The organism is Mailhella massiliensis, from assembly GCF_020741395.1.
GTDB lineage: Bacteria > Desulfobacterota > Desulfovibrionia > Desulfovibrionales > Desulfovibrionaceae > Mailhella > Mailhella massiliensis_A.
Genome location: NZ_DYZA01000037.1, coordinates 1 through 19,100 on the forward strand (window position 1 = coordinate 1; position 19,100 = coordinate 19,100).

Genomic DNA, 19,100 nt, shown 5'->3' on the forward strand with positions numbered 1-19,100 from the left:
CCTGAGCTTTTGATGCTGTGCTTCAGAAGTTCGTTGATTTTCTCGTTTATCTCCGGCAGGCTCAGCTTTTTCCCTGCTCCGCCCGCCGTCAGCCGGACAAGCATGATCCGCACCGCTTCAAAGTACGCCGCTTCAAGCCGTGCCTTCTCCTCCACCATACTGCTGCACAGGGAAAGCGCCTGCTTCAAAAGGAGCGCTTCCTTGATATACACATTCCGGCTTTTCTCCGCATCGGGCACCTCGTGTTCCGCTTTTCAAAGCCAATAGTACCGGTATTCGATTCAGCCACGATAACTTTCCTCCACGCTATTCCCGAATCACCCCGCCTCCTGCTTTGGGGCGGATGAACGCCTGTCCTTTCTGTCATACCGGGCATGAGGCCACAAAAACCTGCTTCTCTTCCCGATGGGGCTAACCTGTGTTTACTTCCTGATCAACACCGTAACCACTCAAAAAATGAAGCCACAACTGAATGGGGCGAATATATTTTTTTGAGAGCGAAAGTCGATATTATGCGCTGAAAAGTGCCGGTTGAACGGAAAGCGGCACGCCTTATTTCCGACCGCATTAGAAAAAACATCTATCATTTTCCGATAGATGAGAGCAAAAAACCGTATCTGTCCACGTTGAGCAGGCGCACAGCTTTTTCGACCTCAGCATACCTTCTTGATCAGCAACGGAAAACCCGAGCGGTCTCTCGAAAAAGGCGTTGGTCGGCTATGGCCTTTCATAGCCCGAAATGAACATCGGGACGTATTTCATCATCCCCTCTCCCGTAACATCTGAGGGAATTAAACGAAAAAAGGCCGTGCATAAAACACGGCCTCTTCGTTTCCATGGTGGGGCGTGCGCGATTCGAACGCGCGACTCTCTGCTTAAAAGGCAGGTACTCTACCGTCTGAGTTAACGCCCCTCTGGCCGAAAAGAAGTATCGCCATCAGGGCCCGAAGTCAAGCAAAAATATGCCTTTTCAGTCCACACGCTTCAAAGAAAGGGGAATGACGTGCAGCGCGCGGGAAACTTCGTCCGTACTGCCGAGGCTCCATTCCCATGTCCCGTCCGGCCAGAGCGCCCGCCGGGCAAGCTCCGCCGTCACACCCTTGATATCAATGACGGGGTGGCGCAGGAATACGGCGGGCAGCCCGTGCGTAAGATTGCAGGCAAGGCAGGCGTCGCCGCGCTGATGCAGCTCGAAAAGAAAATCCAGCTTCCTTTCAGAGGCGGACATAAGCGCCAGGCGTATGTCGTAGGCCCCGTCCTCGGCATCGCCGAACAGCGCTTCAAAAAACTGGTCGGTACGTTCGGGAGGAAACACTTCGTTCAGACATTCTCTGGTGAAGATCTCTTCGTAACTGGGCATCCGCCTCTCCTTTTTAAGAGGGTAACAGGTTAATGAAGGCCCGTCTGCGCCGGAGACGCTGTACGGGCGCGGGGCCTGCACGACTCGGGCCTTGCTGCGCCGTGAGTGAATCGCGGCTGCGCGGCCCGGCCGCCTGAATCCGTCCGGGGCCTGAGCTTCGAGACAAAGCCCGGCTTCGGCAAGCCCTGCCCTCGGCCCGTCTGCTTCCCCGCCCTAACGGCGCCGGAGCCCGCAGGCTCCGGTACTCGGGCGCGGGACCTGCGCAGAAGCGCTCTCCGGCACGCCCTCCCCGCAGGAAAGGGCGGGGCCTGGGCCGCGGAACATCCCGCCCTTGCGCCCATCTTCGGGCAACACCTACAGGCCTCCGGGGCTCTGCTCCGGCCGGAACACACTCTTTCCGCGCCGTACCTTATTTTATGACAGCCCCGGCCCTGTGGCAAGGGCAAGGCTCAGTCGGAAGAAGAAAGCAGCTTTTCGAGATCGCCTTCCTCCATGCCCCGCAGATCCGAAACTGTACGGATCACCCTGCCTTCCTCCATCACCGCAAGAAAGGAGGCGAGGCGCAGGCTCTGGCCCAGGCTGTGGGAAACCATGAGCACAGGCAGGCGCCCGGCAAGGGAAAGGAGCAGATCCTCCACATGGCGGGCGGCGCGCACGTCCAGCGATGCGGTGGGTTCGTCGAGAAGCAGCATGTCCGGCTCAAGGGCCAGGGCGCGGGCCAGGCAGAGCCGCTGCTGCTGCCCGCCGGAAAGCCGCTCCGCGCTCATGTTGAGGCGTCCCTCCACCTCCTTCCACAGGTCGGCCCGCACAAGAGCGTCCTTCACGCGGTCGGCAAGTTCCGAACGCGGGCAGGAGGCGGCCACGGCAAGGGGCAGGGAAATATTGCGGAACACGCTCACGGGAAAGACCTGCGGCGTCTGGAAGACCATGCCCACGCGCCGCCTGAGCACGGAAAGGGAGATATCCGCCCCCCCTCCGGGCCCGGGATACAGGCGCACGCTCCCGCCGGGCAGGGAAAGTTCCACCTGTCCTTCGGTGCGGCAGCCGGGCAGTTCCTCATTGAGGCGGTTCACGGCGCGCAGAAAGGTGGTCTTGCCCGAGCCTGAGCGGCCCACAAGCACGGCGATGCCGCCGCGCGGCACGTCGAGGCTTGCCCCGCGCACCACGTCGTGCCCGGAAAAGGAGACGGAAAGCCCGCTTGCGCGGAGCATGAACGGCGAAGAAGATTCCTGATCCATGAGTTAAGCCCTCCCCTGCCAGGTTTTGCGGAAACTGTGCTCCAGCGCCCTTGCCGCGAGAAGCAGAAGGCAGGAGACGCAAAGAAGCAGCGCCGCCGCGCCGAAGCCGCGCAGAAGCTCCTCCTGGTCCTGATACTGGGAGGAGATGTAGTAGATATCGAAGGAAAGGGCCTCGAACTTGCCGAAAAGCCCTGCGGGCATGCCCGCATTGGCCACCACGCCGGTGAAGAGTATGACGGCCGTATCTTCGGCCGCGCGGCCCACGGCAAGAACCACGCCGCCGAGTATGCCCTTTGCCGCCGCAGGCAGGCAGAGGTGGAACATGGCCTGCGTGCGGGAAAGCCCGCTTGCCGCGGCCGCGAGGCGCAGCGAAGCGGGCACGGCGGCCATGGCCTCCCTTGTGGAAGCCGTGAGCACGGGCAGCACCAGCAGGGCAAGGCAACCGGCGGCGAGCAGAAGGGAAATGTTGGCTCCGGGCAGGAAGGTGCGGCGCAAAAAAAGGATGAGCATGAAGCCGAAAAGGCCCATGACGATGGAAGGCATGCCCGCGAGCATGTCCACGGCCGAACCTATCACGCGCTTCTGCTTCTCCGTGGCCGCTTCCGCAAGGTACATGCCGCAGCCCACGCCCGGGAACACGGCGAGCGCCATGGTGAGCAGCACAAGATAAAAGGTGCCCACGCAGGCGGGCCAGAGCCCGTCCCACACCGGGGCGCGGCCGAGCACGGCGTCGAGGGGCTTCGTATGGCCGAAAAGAAGCTCCGGCCCCAGGGAGGGAAGCCCGCGCCAGAGCAGGTAGCCCATGAGCAGGCAGACCAGCACGGGAACCAGCACGGCGGAAAGAAGCGTGAGCACGCGGAACACAAGGAAGGGAATACGTTTCATGAGCCGCCCCCCATGCGCCGCAGGAAGAAGCTTACGGCGGCGTTGACCAGAAGAAGGATGAGCCCGGCCATGAACAGCGAATCATAAGCCGCGCCGCCCACCTCGTTGGAGGTGACGAGGGCCATGTGCGCGGTGAGGGTGCGCAGGCCGGAAAGCAGGGAATCGGGCATGACGGGCGCGTTGCCCGCAAGCATGAGCGGCAGCATGGTGTCGCCCACGGCGCGGCCGAAGCCGAGCACCGCGGCGGAAAGGAGCGTGGCGCGGGAGGAAGGCAGCACGATATGCCAGAGAAGCTCCAGGCGGCTCAGGCCCATGGCCCGGCCGGGCAACTCCACGGCCTGAAGCCTCGGGGCCAGGCCGGCCTGAAGCACCAGCACCACGGTGGGCAGAATAAGCACGCTCAGCATGAGGGAAGCGGTGAGCCAGGAGAAGCCGGAACCGCCGAGGCCCCGACGCAGGGCAGGCGCGAGCAGGAACACGGCGGCAAAGCCGTAGACCACGGTGGGTACGGCCGTCATCACGCGCACCATACCGCCCACCAGCCTGCGGCAGAGGCCGACGCGGCCGCCCCTTTCCGGGGAAAGCAACCACGAACACAGGCACAGGCCCATGGCCCAGCCCGGAAAAACGGCCGTCGCCCCCAGGGCCAGGGAACCGGCGACCATGGGCAGTATGCCGAAGCGCCCCTGCCCGGGCGACCAAGTCCAGGAAAAAGGCCCGCCCCCCTCCCCGCCCTGCAGGAACACCGGCAGGGCAAAGGAAAAAACCATGAGAAAAAGCAGGGCCATGCCGCCCATGGCCAGGCACACGGCAAGGCGCAGCAAAATCTCGCCCCCCTGCCCCTCGCGGCCGGAAAGCCCGAAATGTCGCATCTTCCTTCCCCTGAAAAAATGTGAATGACGCCGAGGCCCCGCGCGTTACCTGCGCCCGCCCCGGACACCTGCATCCGATTCCTGTGCAGGGGCCCCGCCGCCTCTTCGGCAGGGCGAATACCGTTCACGGGCAGCGTTCGCCCCGGCCGCATGTCGCATACCGAGGGACGGCGGCATATTCCCGGCAGGAGACAAGCTCCCGCATCCGTGAGGAGCAACGGCTTCTTCAAGGCCGGGGGGACGGCCCCTTTTTCCGCACCCGGGCCTATGGCCGCTTTCCCCGGGATTGCCCTGCCTGCGCCGAAGAAAGCGCCTCGCCCGGAGCCCGAAGAAACAAAACGCCGCGGCCCGGTTTGCCGAAAGGCCGCCTTATGGAGCCTTCCGGGCCTTGCCGAAGTCGGTAGGGACGTAGCCGCGACCCGCCGGAAGCCCCCCCGTTGTGCGGAAGGCTTTCCCCGGCCCGCAGGCTTTCCCTTCCTTACGGCGCTGCCGAAAGAGTCCCGCTCCCCCGGCAGCGCATGAAAAAGGCTTATCTCTTTCTTTCCAGCGGGATATAGCCGGAATCGGAGATGAAGCCCTTACCGTCTTCCGAATAGATGTAGTCGATGAAAAGGCCGGTGAGGCCCGTGGGCTCGCCCTTGGTGTTCATGTACAGGAGGCGGGTGATGGTGTAGGCGCCGCTTGCCGCGTTTTCCTGCGAGGGCACCATGCCGTCCACGGTGACGCCGCGGATGGAAGCGTCGAGATGCCCGATGCCCACATAGCCTATGGCGTTGGGATCCTGGGCTATGGCCGTCTTCATGGCGCCGTTGGAATTCACCACGTTGGCGCTCCGGGCGGACGTGCCCTTGTCCAGCGCGCGCTCCTCAAAAGTTTCGCGGGTGCCGCTGCCGTCTTCGCGCACATAGAGGGAAATGGCCGCGTCCTTGCCGCCGAGTTCCTTCCAGTTGGTGATCTTGCCCGCGAACACGTCCTTCACCTGAGCCTTGGTCAGGGAAGTCACGCCGTTTTCAGGATTCACGGCCACAGCCACGCCGTCTATGGCAAAGGGGAAGGACACCAAGCCGTACTTGGAGATTTCGCTTTCCTTGAGGGCGCGGCCGGTATTGCCTATCTGCACCAGGCCCTCGCCCACCTTCTGCACGCCCACGCCGGAGCCGCCGCCGGCCACGGTGATGCGTATGTCGCCGTTGGCGGCCATAATGGCCTGGGCCGCCTTTTTCATCACCGGAATATGGGCGGTGCCGCCCGCAATGTCGATGCTGCCCTTCTGCCCCTTGAAGGCGTCAAGAGGAGCGGCCGCGGCCAGAGAGGCGCTGAGAAGAACCAGAGCCAGAGCGGAAAGGATGCGATTCATGCTTACCTCGCTTGCGAGGCGGCACTTCCGGGAACAAAAGGAGAAACGCAGAGAGGCGGAACGCCTTCAGATGCAAAAAGCCGGCAAGACAGACCTTGTCTCTGCGGATGGTCTCGTCAGGTGTTCCTGAAAAACATGCCGGCCTCTTGGTGAATGATGGTTCAGCGCGAAAAGCGCGCGTTTTTTTTCTGCCCCACGGGTGGGGGAAAGTCAAGGCAAGCCGGGGCACGGCTGCGGGGATGCCCGGCGCGCAGGCCTTTCCCCCCGGGAAAAAACAAGCGCAACAGGCCGCCCCCGCAGGTCTTTCCCCCTCCCGTAAATTTTTGTAAAGCCCCGGCCGATGCCGGAGAAAACCGCGCGCAAAGGCCCGCGCGGCAGGGCTCCTGCGGGAGGGAAGCTCCGGCCGCGGGGCACCCCTGAAACCGCCTTCCAGGGCGCACGCAGGGACGGAAAAGGCCGGGACGCAACGAGGCCCCGCGCCGCCGACCTTCCCCCCGGGGAAACACCGACAAATCCCTGTTCCGGAAGGCCCCCGAAAAAGCGCGGGCGCAGGCGGAAAAAGCCTATGCCTCAAGCAGGCCGCGCACCGCGGCAAGGATATCCCTTGCGGCGAAAAGGCGCGTTGCCCCCGCGTTCATCTCCGGAAGCTCCACGGCCGTGAAGCCCTGCCTTTCGATGCGCTCCCCATCGAGTCCGAGCTTCTGCGCCGCCGCCTCCCCCTTGCCGGTAAGCACCAGCACGGCGGCGGCAAGGCGCGCGTTCACGCCGAAAAGAAGGTCCTCGGCCTTGTCCCCCACCATGGCGCAGCACGCGGCGGAAAGGCCGTGCGCCGCTTTCAGGCTTTCCCACATGCCGGGCGCGGGCTTGCGGCAGCCGCAGGCCTCCTCCGGGGCGTGGGGGCAGAAGCGCGCGTCGTCAAAGCCCGCGCCGAAGGGTTCAAGAAGCTCCTGAAGCCGGGCATGGCACTCATGCCAGCCCGATTCGGGAAAATAGCCCCGCCCTATGCCCGACTGATTGCTCACCAGGTAGGCGGCAAGCCCCCCCTGCCGAAGAAGCCCCAGAGCCTGCCCCGCCCCGGGAATAAGTTCCACCCCTTCGGCGCGGCCGAGGTAGTGGCGGTCCACAATCACCGTTCCGTCACGGTCGAAAAGCACGGCGGAAAGTTCCATGGCATCCCTTCTTGCTTATATGTTGCCGCCCGCAGGGGACCTCCCCTTCCGCGCGGGCCATGGCCTGTTATGAAAAAGCCCGCGCGCCCTTGTCAAGAAAGTCGCGGGGGCCCGCACGGCGGCCCCGAAAAACCGGATATCCTGAACCTCCCCGCCTCTCCTCCGCCGTGCGGCCCCTCCCTTTTCATGCGAACCCATCCCTGCGGAAAGAGAAAAAATCTCCTTTTCACCCCGCGGCCCCCTCTTTTCCCCCTCCCTTCGCGCCGCGCTCCTTTTTCCTTGACGCGGGCGCGGCTTTTTTTCATGCTTCGGCCATGCTGCTCTACCTCCATGTTCCCTTCTGCCGCAGAAAATGCCGCTACTGCGCCTTCTATTCCGAGCCCTGCGCCCCGGGTGACGACGCGCGCCTTACCGCGTGGGCCGACGCGCTCCTTGGGGAAATGCGCCGCGAGGCCCGGGCGCTGGGCCGCCCTGCCGTAAGCACGGTATTTTTCGGCGGGGGCACGCCGAGCCTGCTTTCCCCCGCGCTCACGGGCCGCATCCTCGATGAAGCCGCCGCCCTCTTTTCCCTGGAGGACGGGGCGGAAATCAGCATGGAGGCCAACCCCGAATCCATGACGGAGGAAAAGGCCCGGGGCTTCCGCGCCGCCGGGGTGAACCGCGTTTCCTTGGGCGTGCAGGCGCTGGACGACGGTTTTCTTGCCGCCCTCGGCCGCGCGCACGACAAAAAGGCCGCGCTTGCCGCCTTTTCCGCCCTGCGCCGCGCGGGCTTTGCCAACGTGGGCTTCGACCTCATGTGGGGCCTGCCCGGCCAGAGCGCGGCAAACTGGAAGGCGCAGCTTGCCGAAGCCTGCGCCCTTTCCCCGGAGCACCTTTCCTGCTACGGCCTCATGCTGGAGGAGGGCACGCCCCTTTACCGGGAGCGCGAAAGCCTCCCCCTGCCCTCGGAGGAGGAGGCCGCGGCCATGTATGAGGAAGGCGGCGCGCTCCTGGAGGCGGCGGGCTACCGGCAATATGAAATTTCCAACTACGCGAAGGAAGGCTTCGCCTGCCGCCACAACCAGGGCTACTGGCAGGGCAAGGACTACCTCGGCCTCGGGCCTTCGGCGGTGAGCTGCATCCGCAACGAGCGCAGAAGCAACGCGGCGGATACGGAGGCATGGCGTCTTGCCGTGCTCAGGGGCGAAAGGGCCGCCGCCGTGGAAAGGCTCGGCTTCACGGAGCGCGCGGAAGAGCTTGTCATGCTCGGCCTGCGCACGGCCGAAGGGCTTGACCTTGCCGCCTACCGCGCCCTCACGGGCAGGGATTTCATGAAGGACAACGAAGGGCTCGTTGCGGAGCTTCTGCGCCTCGGCATGGCCGGGCGGGAAGGCGGGCGCTTTTTCCTCACGCGCAGGGGCATGCTTGTCTCAAGCTCCGTCATGGAACAGTGCTTTGAACATATTCCCGCAAAACCGGAGGGCGCGGCATGAAGAAACCTGTCGGCCGCTTTGCCCCGAGCCCCACGGGGCTGCTGCATCTCGGCAACGCATGGTCGTTCTTTCTTGCATGGCTTGCGGCCAGGGCCGAGGGCGGGCGCATCATCCTGCGCCATGAGGATATCGACCCGGCCCGCTCCCGGAAGGAATGGATGGACGCCATAGAGCGCGACCTGCTCTGGCTGGGCCTTGACTGGGACGAAGGCCCGGACGACGGCCCTCACGCGCCCTACCGCCAGAGCCGCAGTTCCGGCTTTTATGAAAGCGCCCTGGAAAGCCTGAAGGCGCGCGGCTTCGTCTATCCCTGCTACTGCACGAGAAAGGAGCTGCGCACCCTTGCCGGGGCGCCCCACGGCGCGGCGGACGGGCTGGGCGACGCGGGAGCCGCCTACCCCGGCGCCTGCCGCAACCTCACGGAAAAAGAGCGCGCGCAAAAGGAAGCCGAAGGCCGCCGCCCGGCCCTGCGCCTGCTCTGCCCGGACGGCGATACGGAGAGCTTCACCGACCTTGTGCTCGGCCCGCAGCGCCTGACGCTGAAAGAGTGCGGCGGCGATTTCGCCCTGCGCCGCTCCGACGGGGTATGGGCCTATCAGCTCGCCGTGGTGGTGGACGACATGCGCATGGAGGTCACGCAGGTGGTGCGCGGGGAGGATATCCTGCTCTCCACTCCGCGCCAGCTTCTTCTCTACCGTTTTCTGGGCGGCACGCCCCCGGCCTTTGCCCACATACCCCTTCTGCACGATGCCCGGGGGGAAAGGCTGGCCAAAAGGCATAAGAGCCTGAGCATTGCGGCCCTGCGCGAGGCGGGCTGCTCCCCCGAGGCCGTGGCGGGCCGCCTTGCGCATCTCGCGGGCCTTCAGGAGCGCCCCGGCCCCGTACGCCCGGCGGCCCTTGCCGAACGCATCGGCGGCCCTTTCCCCTGGCATCTTCTGCCCAAGGGGCGCATCCTGGTGCCGGACGGCGCGGAGCGTATCTGGAAATAATCCTTCCGCAGCACCCTCTTCTCCGGGCCCGACCTCAAAGCCTGCCCTCCCCCGTTCCGGGCCTTGCCGGTGCGGAAGGGCCGGGATTCCCCGGTGCGCCACAGCCTTCATGCCGGGCACGGGGCGAACTTTCCGCCGGGACAGGAAGCTGCCTTGCCGGGCAGGCTGCTCCGGGAAAAGCCGGGATCCCCCGGCCTTTTCCTTTATCGCGGCCTTGCCGTGGCCCAGCAGGCGGACACTTCTTCCGCATGGGCATGGAGCACGGCGAGCTCTTCGGCGCTCATGAGCGCGGCGAGGCTCCGGCCCGAGCGCCAGCGCGCCCGGATGAAGGTGGAGCTTATGTCGAGCCGCGGCACGGGCAGGAAGGTGCACCTCCCCCCTCCGGCGAGCTCCACGGTCTCGCGCCCGAGGGGCACGTCGCACACTTCCGGCAGGCTTCCCGGCCAGAAGGAACGTATGCTTTCATGGAACACGCTCCCGTCGTCCCCGCCGCGCGGCACCATGACAAGGTGCGCCACCTGCGGGAGCTTCAGGCCGTGGTTCCAGGTGTCCAGCGCGGCGAAGGCCTCCGCCCCCATCATGAAATAAGGCAGAGGCTCCCCTTCATGGCGGCGCGCCCATTCGTTCAGGGTGCGCCAGGTGTAGGAGGGGCCGGAAAGCTCCCCTTCCAGCGTCTCCACCTTGAGAAAGGGAATACCCTTCACGGCGGCGCGCAGAAGCTCCACCCTGAGAGCGAAGGGCAGAAGGCCCGCGCTTTCCTTGTGCGGCGGCGTGGCGCAGGGCATGAGCGCCACGCGCTCAAGCCCCAGGGCCTCCGCCACTTCTACGGCGTGACGCACATGCCCGTTGTGCACGGGGTTGAAGGTGCCGCCCAGTATGCCGATGCCGCCCACCTTACTTTCTCACCTGCCCCTGACCGAACACCACGAACTTGGTGGTGGTCAGCTCCTGCACGCCCATGGGGCCGTAGGCGTGGAGCTTGGAGGTGCTTATGCCTATTTCCGCGCCCAGGCCGAGCTGGCCGCCGTCGTTGAAGCGGGTGGAGGCGTTCACCGCCACCATGGAGGCGTCGGCCTCGCGCAAAAAGCGCATGGCGTTCAGGTGGTTCCTCGTGCAGATCACTTCCGTGTGGTTGGAGCCGCAGCGGGCAATGTGGGCAAGGGCCTCGTCCATGTCGCGCACCACGCGCACGGCAAGGATGAGGTCGTGGAATTCCCTGCCGAAATCGTCCGGCGCGGCGGCTGAGGCCGAAGGACCGAGCAGCGGCAGCGAAGCCTCGTCCGCACGGAAGGAGACCCCGGCCGCGCCGAGCCGCTCCGCCACCATGGGCAGAAAGCTTGCCGCCACGGCCTCGTGCACCAGCATGCATTCGAGCGCGTTGCACACGCCCGGCCGCTGCACCTTGCCGTTATACACGATTTCAAGCGCCTGGGGAAGGTCGGCGCTCTCGTCGATGAAGGCGTGGCACACGCCCATGTAGTGCTTGAGCACGGGCATGGCGGCCTGTTCCGTCACCGCGCGCACCAGGGACTCCCCGCCGCGCGGGATGAGCACGTCCACAAATTCGTCGAGCCTGCACAGTTCGGAAACCGCGTCGTGGGAGGTGATATCTATGAACTGCACCGCGTCGCCCGGAAGGCCCGCAGCGTCGAGGGCCTCGTACAGCAGGCGGGAAAGGGCCACGTTGGAATGGAGGGCCTCGGAGCCGCCGCGCAGTATCACCGCATTGCCCGCCTTGAGGCAGAGGATGGAGGCGTCCACCGTGACGTTGGGCCGGGCCTCATAGACCATGGCCACCACGCCGAGGGGCACGCGCATCCTGCCCACCAGCAGGCCGTTGGGCCGCTGCCACTGGCTGTCCATGGCGCCCACGGGATCGGGAAGCTGCGCCACATGGCGGCATGCCCCGGCCATTTCGGCCAGTATCGCGGGGGTGAGGCGCAGCCTGTCCATGCGCGGCCCGTCCAGCCCGGCGCGGCGGGCGGCTTCAAGGTCTTCTTCATTGGCGGCAAGAAGCTCCCCTTCCCGCTCCAAAAGCAGCGCGGCGAGCGTCTCCAGCGCCTTTTTCTTGGCATCGGGCCCCGCCGCCGCCATGAGGCGGGAAGCGGCCTTCGCCTTCTCGCCGGCAAGGCGCACGGCCTGCCGTATATCCTGCGTTACATCCATGTCGGTCTCCTTGGAAGAAAAAAACTTCCTTCAGCATACGGGCCGGATGCCCGCCATGCAAGGAATTTCCTGCCCTGCGGCGCACCGGGAGCGCAGGCTTTTCCCCGCCCGCCGAAGAAGCCGTTTTTCTTTTGACATTTATGTCATTCTTTACTAGCGTGCTTCCATGCGCCGGGGAATGTCCGGCCTTTTCCTTTGTCTTTTTCTCCCCTTCCCAAGGAGTTCTCATGGCACAGCGTCCCACCATCAAAAAGCCCACGCCCCTTTCCCAGCCTGCCGACCCCGTGATGGGCGGCGTCAATATCCCGAAGTTCAGCGCGGAAATGCAGGCCGAGGTCAGCCCCGAAGCCGCGCCCCTGTGGAATTTCGTGCTGACCCATGCCCGCAAAATCGCGGCGGGCGTCGTGGTGGTGGTCGTCGCCATCCTCGCCGTGGCGTGCTGGCAGTGGTACCGCGAAGGGCAGGTCGCCGACGAGCGCTTCGCCCTCGGCCGCATCACCTCCATTCAGGATCCGGCGCGCCGCGCCGCCGCCCTCGAAGGCTTTCTGAAGGACGCCCCCTCCGCCCTCGGCACGGCCACGCAGCTGGAACTCGCCTCCACGGCCGTGGAAATGCAGAACTGGGAAAAGGCCGCCGCAGCCTATGCCGCCGTGGCCGACCTTGAAGGCGACACGCCCCTCGCCTACGCCGCCCGCCTCAACCACGCCCAGGTGCTCATGCACAAGGGCGACTTCGCCGCCGCGCGCGACGAATTCCGCGCCCTGGCCGCCGAGGCCCCGGCCGAAGCTGCGGCCGTGATGCACCAGCAGGTGGCCGAAGCCGCCGAAGCTGCGGGCGACAAGGCCGGAGCCCTGGCCGCCTACGAAGCCGCCGTGGCCGCCCTGCCCCCGGCCGACCAGGAATCCGCCGCCTTCCTGCGCGCCCGCATCGCCGAACTCAGAAAGTAAGCGGCCCCGGAGTTCCTTCCATGACTCAGCTTCCCGCCGCCAATGCCGCCCATCAGGAGGTCAGCCCCTGGCTGGAGACGCTGCGCCTCATGGCCGGTGAAATGGGGCCGAAACGCCCCTTCCAGACTAGCCTGACCTCGCTTCTCGGCAAGCTTTCCGAGCGCCACGGCTTCCTGCGCCCCCATCTCGTGCTTTTCGACCCGGAAACCGGCATGCTCCGCCTGAGCCTTGCCGGCACGCAGCCCCGGGCCAACCATGCAAGCTACGCGCCCGGCGTGGGCGTGACGGGCAAGGTGTTCGCCACGGGCCGTTCCGTCATTGTGGAAAAGCTGAAGGGCGACTCCCTCTTCCTCAGCCTGCTCTTTGAAAGGAGCGAGGAGGAAATGGAGCGGCTTTCCTTCATTTCCGTGCCCATACTCGCCCCCGCAGGGGACGGCCCGCTTTCCGCGCGCGAAGTCATAGGCACCCTGAACGCCGATACCGAATTCGTCTCCCGGGAAGATCTGGAGCTGCGCCGCCTCTTCCTTGAGGTGGCCGCCGCGCTCATCGCCAACGAAGCGGCCTATCTTCAGGAGGAGCTCAGCCATCAGCGCCGCCTGCCCTCCTCCGGCGGAGGGGAGCTCACGGCGGAGGATTCCCGCACCGACGCCTTCATCGCCCAGTCCAAAGTCATGCGCCATATTCTGGAGCAGGCCGCGCACATTGCCCAGGGCCGCGCCCCCGTGCTTCTGTGCGGGGAACCGGGCGTAGGCAAGGAAAAGCTGGCGCGGTGCATCCATGCCTCCAGCCCTAGGGGCGACGTGCCCCTCGTGGTCTGCCACTGCGCCGCCCTGCCCCCGGAAAGGCTACAGATAGAGCTGTGCGGCTACCAGAAAGGCGCGTTTCTCGGCGCCATGCAGACGCAGAAGGGCCTTCTGGAACAGGCCAATACCGGCACCGTTTTCCTGGACGCCGTGGAGGCGCTCACCCCTCCCGCGCAGGAAAGCCTTCTGCGCCTCCTGAAGGAGCACACCGTCCTGCGCCAGGGCGGGAGCGAGCCCGTGCCCGTGGATGTCCGCGTCATAGCCGCCAGCAGCGCGCCGTTGGATACGCTGGCGGAGCAGGGCCGCTTCTCCCGTGAGCTCTACGCCCGCCTCAACGTCTGCGCCCTGCGCCTGCCCCCGCTCAGGGAGCGGCGGGAAGATATCGTGCCCCTGGTGGAGCACCTGCTTCAGCGCAGCGCCGACTACCGCAGCGAAAAAATCAAGCGCATTTCCTACCCCGCGCTGGAGCTGCTCACCCGCTACTTCTGGCCCGGCAACATCTCCGAGCTGGAAAGCTGCCTCCAGCGCGCGGCGGCGTACTGCGAGGACCACGTCATACGCGCGGGCGATCTGCCGCCCTCCCTCCAGACGGCGGAAAGCACGGCCACGGAGGCGGGCCTCTCTCTCGGCGACGCCGTGACCCGCTTTGAAAAGGAGCTCCTGGTGGACGCGCTCATCAAGGCCGGCGGCAATATGCTGAAGGCCGCGCGCGACCTGAAATCGAGCTACCGCATCGTAAATTACAAGGTGAAGAAATACGGCATAGACCCGCATCAGTTCGTCTACCGCAACAAACACCTGTAGGCCCGAAGCCCCGCCCCGGCGGGGCTTTTTTGTAGGGAAAACAAGACACTTCACGGGGCGCGGGCCTGCCCCTCTGCATGCACCGGGGCGGAAAGGGCGTTTCCCTGCAAAGCCCGGCCCACGGCAAAGGCCCGGCAGGGCTTTTTTACCGGGCCGGAAAAGCAAAACTCCCCGGAAATGGCCGGGAACCTTCTTCCGGACGGAGCCCCGCCTTCCCGCACAAAAGAGCGCCGGGCTTTTCAAAATCCTGAACTATATGATAACATGTTGATATTTTATAAAAAATTCTTGCCTTCTCAAGGCGGGGCCCGCATCCTTCAGGCAGCGGCACAACGCTGCAAGGAGGCAAGATGGACGAATACACGAAAAAAGCGCTGGAAATAGTCAAAGCCCAGGCCGGGATAAGCGCCATGACGGAGGAGGAAATTTTTGCCCGGATAAGCCGCCTTTCGGAACTGTTGCGGCGCATGGAGGAAAATCACGACGCTTCTCCCCCCGCCGGAAAAAAGATGCGGCGTCCCCTGCGCGAAAAAAGCATACTCTGCCTGGAATGCGGCAGAAGCTTCCGCATGATCACCAGGCGTCATCTGGCCGCGCACGGCCTGGAGCCGGAGGAATACCGGGAAAAATGGGGGCTGGAAAAAAACGCGCCTCTCATCTGCCGCGCCCTGCGCCGCTTGCGCTGCAAGGCCATGCTTGACCTGCGCCTGTGGGAGAAACGCGCCCCGGCCCGGGAAAAAGCGGCTTCCCCGCCGGAGGAAGAGCGCTGAAGCCCGTCCGGACCCTTTGCCGGAAGCTCCCGCGCCCAAGGCGCTCCCCGGGCAGGGCAGTTGTGCGGCCTCTGTCCCGGAGGGGCCGCGCATGTCCTGCAAGGCGGCCGGTTCTCCCGGTGAAGCACCGGGGAGCGCTTTTTGCCGCCCGGCGCGTTCCAGGCTTCGCCCCTCCCCATGCCGCATCCTTCACGGCTTTTGGCCTTTCCGAGGGGGAGAAAAAACGGCATCCCCCCTCCGCGCCCCAGGCAGAAGCCCGGCTATTGCAGCAGGGAAAGCACTTCCATGCGCCGCACGGGCGAGGCGCTCTGGCGGCGGCGCGGGGAGCGCATGGCAAGGGGCGTATTTTCCAGCGCTTCGGCCTGCTCTGCCAGCGCATCGAGATTGCTGCAGGCAAGGGCTACAAGGGCGGGGCTGAAGGTTTCCATGTTCAAAGAACCGAGGAAGGAACGCACGCTGCGGATATCGTCGCTCATGGCCATAAGGAAACTCCTTGATAAGGCATGTTGGTTTTGCTTGTGGCTACGAGTCCCTTTTGCCAGTTTTATTTATTTTGTCAACTAAAAATTTATATTTTTAATTTTTCATCATTTTTTAATTTCAGATTGACTTTTTGAATCCTTTTCTTTAAATAAAACTTCATGAACAACGCAACACCTGATACTCTCGATCGTCTCCTTCAGGGGGCCGGGCTTCGCCGCGACAGCCAGCTCGCCGAGATCCTCGGCGTGTCGCCGCAGGCGGTGAGCCAGGCGCGCCGCAAGGGGAAGATCCCCGACGGCTGGGTTCTGAAAGTGGCCGCGCAGTTCGGCCTTTCCACGGACTGGATATTCTTCGGCCGGGGGGAAGGCCCGGCAGGCCGCGCGCAGGGCGCCGCCCCGGCGGAGGGCGCGGAAGAGGCGAAAAAGGCCCCTGCGGAAGAAAGGCACGCCCCCGGGGAAAGCTTCTTCGGGGAAGTGGGCTCCGGGCAGGACTCCATAGGCCTTGTCATGGTGCCGCTGGTGGCCGCGCGCCTTGCCGCAGGCAAGGGCAGCCTGGAGACCGACGGCGACGTGCTCTCCTATTTTTCCTTTCGGCAGGACTGGCTGTGCCGCAAGGGCGACCCTTCCTGGATGGTGCTCATGAAGGTCTGCGGGGACAGCATGGAGCCGGACATACGGCACGGCGACATGGTGCTGGTGGACCAGGGCAAGCGCCAGATCTACGGCCACGCAATCTATGCCATGGGCATCAATGAAGAAATCTACATCAAGCAGGTGGAGACCCTGCCCGGCGGGCGCCTGGTGCTCCGAAGCCGCAACCCCGAGTATTCCCCCATCAGCGTAGACCTTCACGGCGACCTGGCCGACAGCGTGCGCGTCATAGGCCGCGTCATCTGGTGCTGCCGGGAGATATAGGTTCCGGCCTGCCCCGGAGACACGCCGCAGGGCCTTTTTCCGCCCGGGGGGCGGGCTCCTTCTTTTCCGGCGGCCCGGCATGGCCGGGCGCTCTGTCATGGAAACGGGGCTCCCTTTGCCCGCCCGAACCGTATGGCCGGGCCTTCTTCCGCGCCTGCCAGCTTTCCGGCAAGGGAAAGCCCTGCGCGGGGAGATGCCGCCGCCCGCCCCGGAAGCCGTGAACGCGCCCCTCAGGGGGGAAGAAGCCGATGCCCCCGGCCCGTGGATGCCCCGGCAGGGAAGTTTCCCCGCCCTGCCTGAAGCGCGCCCTCCTGCGCCCCGCAGGGGGGATCCCTTGGCGCGATTCCTCTGGAGGCGGCCTTGCAGGGAGGCGATATCAGCGTCAAGGCATGCGAATATGAGACGGGCGGCCCCGCAGGAAGGGGGCAGGCTCCGCAGTTTCCCCCACACAGAGAGGGGAAGTGCCGGAGATTCGACTATGCTGATGCCCGCGCCCCGCAGGGGAAGGAGCGGATGCCCCGGCAAGGGAAAGCCCTGCGCGGCAGCGCCCCTCCGGCAGAAAAAAGCCCCGCGGGGCGGGGCGAAAAGCCTAGCGGCCCAGCATGGCCGAGCGCTCTATCATGGAAACGGTGTGCTCTATCTGCCCGCCCAGGGCGGAATGGCGGCTCATTTCGCGCTCCACCGCGGTAATGCCCTTGATGACGGTGGAATGTCTGCGGTTGAAGCGGTCGCCTATTTCCTCCAGGGTGAGGTCGGTATGCTTGCGCAGGAGGAAGAAGGCGGTATTGCGCGCCACCACGAGATTCTGGCGGCGGGATTTGGAGGAAAGCTGGGCCGGGGTGAGATTGAAACTGCGGCAGATGAGTTCCACCACGTCCTCAAGGCTGAGGCTCGGGCTGGTGCGGGCCACGTTGCGTATGACCTCTATGGCCATTTCCTCCGTCACGGTGTGGCCGGTGAACTGCGATTGCAGCATGAGGTTGTGCAGGCAGCTTTCCAGAAGGCGCACGTCGCCGGTGATGCGGTCGACCAGAAGGTCGGCCACGCCGGAGGGCAGCACCATGCACTGACGGCGCGCCTTTTCCTTGAGAATGTGCAGGCGCGTGTCGCGGTTCGGGCGCTCCATGCTGGCCACGAAGCCCGAGCAGAAACGGGAAACCAGCTGTGAATCCACCCCCGCAAGGTCGCGCGGGGCAAAGGAGCTTGTGAGCACCACCCGGCCGCCGTGATCCTGGAGGTTCTTGATGGTGGAAAGCAGCTCCTCCTGCGTACGGTCCTTGCCGCGCAGGAAATGCACGTCTTCCAGAAGCAGCATGTCCAGCTCGCGGAAACGCTCCTTGAACTGGTCGATGGTCTTGTACTTCATGGCCTGCACGAACTGCGAGGTGAATTCCTCTGCCGTGAGGTACTCCATGCGCACCTGCCGCTTGTCCGCCTCAAGGCTGAGGGCCCGGCCCACGGCCTGGGTGAGATGCGTCTTGCCGAGGCCCGCGCCCGAGCACAGAAAGACCATGTCCACCGGGGCGCTCGCGGCAAGGATGTTGGTTGCGGCGGCGTAGGCTATCTGATTGCAGGGGCCGACCACGAAATCTTCAAAAGAATGTTTCCACCCCTTCATCACCGCCGGGTTGAAGGCGCGCACGCGCGGCAGGGGGATGGGCAGGTCGAGCTCCTTGTCGGCCATGAGCACGGCGGGAGCAGTGGAAGGGATGGAAGCCGCCACCTGCTCCAGGCTCGCGGGCCGGGGCAGTTCCGCCTTTTTGCGGGAAGAGGAGGCGCGCACCGACACCTTCGCCCTGCCGCCGAGAAGCGAGGAGGCCACTTCGGCAATGGCCTGGGAAAACTGGTCGCGCACCTGCGCCGCCATGAAATCGTTCATGGCCGTGAGCCGCACTTCCCACTCGAAGGCCGGGGCAGGCTCGATGAGAAGGCCCTGGCCGCCGGATCGCCCGGACTGCGGCAGCCTGACTACGTCGCCCTTGAGCGGTTCAAGGAAGACCTTGAACTTGCCCTCGGGCAGCCTGCCGCCGAGTTCTTTGAGTATGGAGGACCAGATTTCTTTCATAACAGCTTGCCACAGAAGATCAGGAGAAAACGCCGCCGGCACAAGAAAAGACACGCGCCGTACCGAGGCGCGGGCCCGGAGAGGGGAAGGACGAATAACTAGTTATCATGTTTGAAAATTTTTTCAACTCTCCCTTCCATGCTCTTTTTTCCCTTAACGCTTCGATAACACTTGACAATCAGCCTGAAAAATAAATTTTTCCCCTCTTTTTCTCCGTTTTTTCGCCCTTTCCGGCCCTTGCGGGCAAGGCTCCCCCGCACGGGAAAAAACTGCGCCTCCCTTATTCCTCCTTTTTTTCCTGTGCACTATTCCCCTCCGCCGCACCCTTTTCCGGCACCCCGCATCGAGCCGGGGCCCTCCTGAAACTTCCTCCCCGGCCCCGTGCAGAAGGCCGGGCCAGGTTCAGGATTCCGCTTGCCGCTTCTCCCGCGCAGGGACGGCGCATCAACTCCCGCTCCAAGCAGAGGGGACAGGCAGAAAACCGCGAAGAGCACTTCTCCCGCGCAGGGATTCGGGCCTCCGGGAAAGAGAGCCTATCCCGCATAAAAGGCCCGGAAGCGCTCCCTTGTGCAGAAAAGCCCCTTCATTTCCCGCACGGTTCCGCTCCCTTTCCGGACTGGTGCGGATTCTCCGGGCCGGGCGCAACCGGCTCTTGTGCGGCTCGCCCCGGCGGCAGCCCCCGCACTGATTGCGGCGGGGCGGCCTCTCCCTCCAGGCCATGCCTGCCCCCCCCCTGAACAGATTCCCCGCCTTCCCTTCACGGGCCTTCCGCAAATATCTCCCGCAGCCGTGACGACAAAGATGCC

General features: G+C 64.8%; 17 protein-coding genes and 1 tRNA gene. 6 read left to right on the plus strand and 12 right to left on the minus strand.

Going from position 1 to position 19,100, the window contains the following annotated elements:
• The 8 genes from K8W16_RS01995 to K8W16_RS02030 all read right to left on the minus strand — a co-directional run.
• On the minus strand, nt 1-212 hold a 212-nt coding region (locus tag K8W16_RS01995), incomplete at its 3' end, for a type I restriction enzyme endonuclease domain-containing protein (RefSeq protein ID WP_304120697.1).
• A 625-nt stretch (nt 213-837) separates the two neighbouring features.
• Nucleotides 838-913 (minus strand) — tRNA-Lys (locus K8W16_RS02000).
• A 57-nt stretch (nt 914-970) separates the two neighbouring features.
• Complete coding sequence (locus tag K8W16_RS02005; RefSeq protein ID WP_304120699.1) at nt 971-1,360, minus strand: hypothetical protein; 390 nt, start codon at nt 1,358-1,360, stop codon at nt 971-973.
• Nucleotides 1,361-1,809: 449 nt separating this feature from the next.
• Nucleotides 1,810-2,598, minus strand: coding sequence for a phosphate ABC transporter ATP-binding protein (locus tag K8W16_RS02010; RefSeq protein WP_304120700.1), 789 nt, complete (start codon nt 2,596-2,598; stop codon nt 1,810-1,812).
• Between the two features lie 3 nt (nt 2,599-2,601).
• The gene (locus tag K8W16_RS02015) at nt 2,602-3,483 is read right to left on the minus strand and encodes a PstA family ABC transporter permease (protein WP_304120702.1); all 882 of its coding nucleotides are present in this window, start codon (nt 3,481-3,483) and stop codon (nt 2,602-2,604) included.
• Nucleotides 3,480-4,355 (minus strand): PstC family ABC transporter permease, encoded by an 876-nt coding sequence (locus K8W16_RS02020; protein WP_304120704.1) that lies wholly within the window; start codon nt 4,353-4,355, stop codon nt 3,480-3,482. Before K8W16_RS02020 ends, K8W16_RS02015 begins: the two co-directional genes overlap by 4 nt.
• 529 nt (nt 4,356-4,884) lie before the next feature.
• Nucleotides 4,885-5,712 (minus strand): phosphate ABC transporter substrate-binding protein, encoded by an 828-nt coding sequence (locus K8W16_RS02025; RefSeq protein ID WP_304120706.1) that lies wholly within the window; start codon nt 5,710-5,712, stop codon nt 4,885-4,887.
• A gap of 563 nt (nt 5,713-6,275) precedes the next feature.
• Nucleotides 6,276-6,881: an HAD-IIIA family hydrolase gene (locus tag K8W16_RS02030; protein WP_304120708.1), complete on the minus strand. Its 606-nt coding sequence runs from the start codon at nt 6,879-6,881 to the stop codon at nt 6,276-6,278.
• A gap of 314 nt (nt 6,882-7,195) precedes the next feature.
• Here K8W16_RS02030 and hemW point away from each other — a divergent pair, with 314 nt between their 5' ends.
• Together hemW and gluQRS are read left to right on the plus strand one after the other, a co-directional pair.
• Nucleotides 7,196-8,353: a radical SAM family heme chaperone HemW gene (gene hemW / locus K8W16_RS02035; protein ID WP_304120709.1), complete on the plus strand. Its 1,158-nt coding sequence runs from the start codon at nt 7,196-7,198 to the stop codon at nt 8,351-8,353.
• The gene (gene gluQRS / locus K8W16_RS02040) at nt 8,350-9,342 is read left to right on the plus strand and encodes a tRNA glutamyl-Q(34) synthetase GluQRS (RefSeq protein ID WP_304120711.1); all 993 of its coding nucleotides are present in this window, start codon (nt 8,350-8,352) and stop codon (nt 9,340-9,342) included. Before hemW ends, gluQRS begins: the two co-directional genes overlap by 4 nt.
• 203 nt (nt 9,343-9,545) lie before the next feature.
• Here the strand turns inward: gluQRS and nadD are convergent, their stop codons facing one another.
• Together nadD and K8W16_RS02050 are read right to left on the minus strand one after the other, a co-directional pair.
• Complete coding sequence (gene nadD / locus K8W16_RS02045; protein ID WP_304120712.1) at nt 9,546-10,235, minus strand: nicotinate (nicotinamide) nucleotide adenylyltransferase; 690 nt, start codon at nt 10,233-10,235, stop codon at nt 9,546-9,548.
• Nucleotide 10,236: 1 nt separating this feature from the next.
• On the minus strand, nt 10,237-11,508 hold the full coding sequence (locus K8W16_RS02050; protein WP_304120714.1) for a glutamate-5-semialdehyde dehydrogenase: 1,272 nt from the start codon (nt 11,506-11,508) through the stop codon (nt 10,237-10,239).
• Between the two features lie 227 nt (nt 11,509-11,735).
• Here K8W16_RS02050 and K8W16_RS02055 point away from each other — a divergent pair, with 227 nt between their 5' ends.
• From K8W16_RS02055 to K8W16_RS02065, 3 genes are all read left to right on the plus strand, one after another.
• Nucleotides 11,736-12,455: a tetratricopeptide repeat protein gene (locus K8W16_RS02055; protein WP_304120716.1), complete on the plus strand. Its 720-nt coding sequence runs from the start codon at nt 11,736-11,738 to the stop codon at nt 12,453-12,455.
• Nucleotides 12,456-12,475: 20 nt separating this feature from the next.
• The gene (locus K8W16_RS02060) at nt 12,476-14,062 is read left to right on the plus strand and encodes a sigma-54-dependent Fis family transcriptional regulator (RefSeq protein ID WP_304120718.1); all 1,587 of its coding nucleotides are present in this window, start codon (nt 12,476-12,478) and stop codon (nt 14,060-14,062) included.
• 350 nt (nt 14,063-14,412) lie between these two features.
• Complete coding sequence (locus K8W16_RS02065) at nt 14,413-14,832, plus strand: MucR family transcriptional regulator (protein WP_304120721.1); 420 nt, start codon at nt 14,413-14,415, stop codon at nt 14,830-14,832.
• Nucleotides 14,833-15,092: 260 nt separating this feature from the next.
• On the opposite strand, the gene K8W16_RS02070 is transcribed toward K8W16_RS02065, so the two are convergent.
• On the minus strand, nt 15,093-15,314 hold the full coding sequence (locus K8W16_RS02070; RefSeq protein ID WP_304120723.1) for a hypothetical protein: 222 nt from the start codon (nt 15,312-15,314) through the stop codon (nt 15,093-15,095).
• A 159-nt stretch (nt 15,315-15,473) separates the two neighbouring features.
• Here K8W16_RS02070 and K8W16_RS02075 point away from each other — a divergent pair, with 159 nt between their 5' ends.
• Nucleotides 15,474-16,229: a S24 family peptidase gene (locus tag K8W16_RS02075; RefSeq protein ID WP_304120724.1), complete on the plus strand. Its 756-nt coding sequence runs from the start codon at nt 15,474-15,476 to the stop codon at nt 16,227-16,229.
• A gap of 589 nt (nt 16,230-16,818) precedes the next feature.
• Here the strand turns inward: K8W16_RS02075 and K8W16_RS02080 are convergent.
• Entirely contained in the window at nt 16,819-18,294 is a 1,476-nt protein-coding gene (locus K8W16_RS02080; protein WP_304120726.1) for a DnaA ATPase domain-containing protein, read from the minus strand.
• Nucleotides 18,295-19,100 lie beyond the last annotated feature (806 nt).

What these genes read in the sequence shown, in the direction of transcription:
- K8W16_RS02055 (WP_304120716.1), top strand. Translation starts at nt 11,736, where the DNA reads ATGGCACAGCGTCCCACCATCAAAAAGCCCACGCCCCTTTCCCAGCCT.
- K8W16_RS02050 (WP_304120714.1), bottom strand. Translation starts at nt 11,508, where the DNA reads ATGGATGTAACGCAGGATATACGGCAGGCCGTGCGCCTTGCCGGCGAG.
- K8W16_RS02030 (WP_304120708.1), bottom strand. Translation starts at nt 6,881, where the DNA reads ATGGAACTTTCCGCCGTGCTTTTCGACCGTGACGGAACGGTGATTGTG.
- K8W16_RS02065 (WP_304120721.1), top strand. Translation starts at nt 14,413, where the DNA reads ATGGACGAATACACGAAAAAAGCGCTGGAAATAGTCAAAGCCCAGGCC.
- hemW (WP_304120709.1), top strand. Translation starts at nt 7,196, where the DNA reads ATGCTGCTCTACCTCCATGTTCCCTTCTGCCGCAGAAAATGCCGCTAC.
- K8W16_RS02080 (WP_304120726.1), bottom strand. Translation starts at nt 18,294, where the DNA reads ATGAAAGAAATCTGGTCCTCCATACTCAAAGAACTCGGCGGCAGGCTG.
- K8W16_RS02060 (WP_304120718.1), top strand. Translation starts at nt 12,476, where the DNA reads ATGACTCAGCTTCCCGCCGCCAATGCCGCCCATCAGGAGGTCAGCCCC.
- K8W16_RS02020 (WP_304120704.1), bottom strand. Translation starts at nt 4,355, where the DNA reads ATGCGACATTTCGGGCTTTCCGGCCGCGAGGGGCAGGGGGGCGAGATT.
- K8W16_RS02075 (WP_304120724.1), top strand. Translation starts at nt 15,474, where the DNA reads ATGAACAACGCAACACCTGATACTCTCGATCGTCTCCTTCAGGGGGCC.
- K8W16_RS02025 (WP_304120706.1), bottom strand. Translation starts at nt 5,712, where the DNA reads ATGAATCGCATCCTTTCCGCTCTGGCTCTGGTTCTTCTCAGCGCCTCT.
- gluQRS (WP_304120711.1), top strand. Translation starts at nt 8,350, where the DNA reads ATGAAGAAACCTGTCGGCCGCTTTGCCCCGAGCCCCACGGGGCTGCTG.
- K8W16_RS02005 (WP_304120699.1), bottom strand. Translation starts at nt 1,360, where the DNA reads ATGCCCAGTTACGAAGAGATCTTCACCAGAGAATGTCTGAACGAAGTG.
- K8W16_RS02015 (WP_304120702.1), bottom strand. Translation starts at nt 3,483, where the DNA reads ATGAAACGTATTCCCTTCCTTGTGTTCCGCGTGCTCACGCTTCTTTCC.
- K8W16_RS02010 (WP_304120700.1), bottom strand. Translation starts at nt 2,598, where the DNA reads ATGGATCAGGAATCTTCTTCGCCGTTCATGCTCCGCGCAAGCGGGCTT.
- K8W16_RS02070 (WP_304120723.1), bottom strand. Translation starts at nt 15,314, where the DNA reads ATGGCCATGAGCGACGATATCCGCAGCGTGCGTTCCTTCCTCGGTTCT.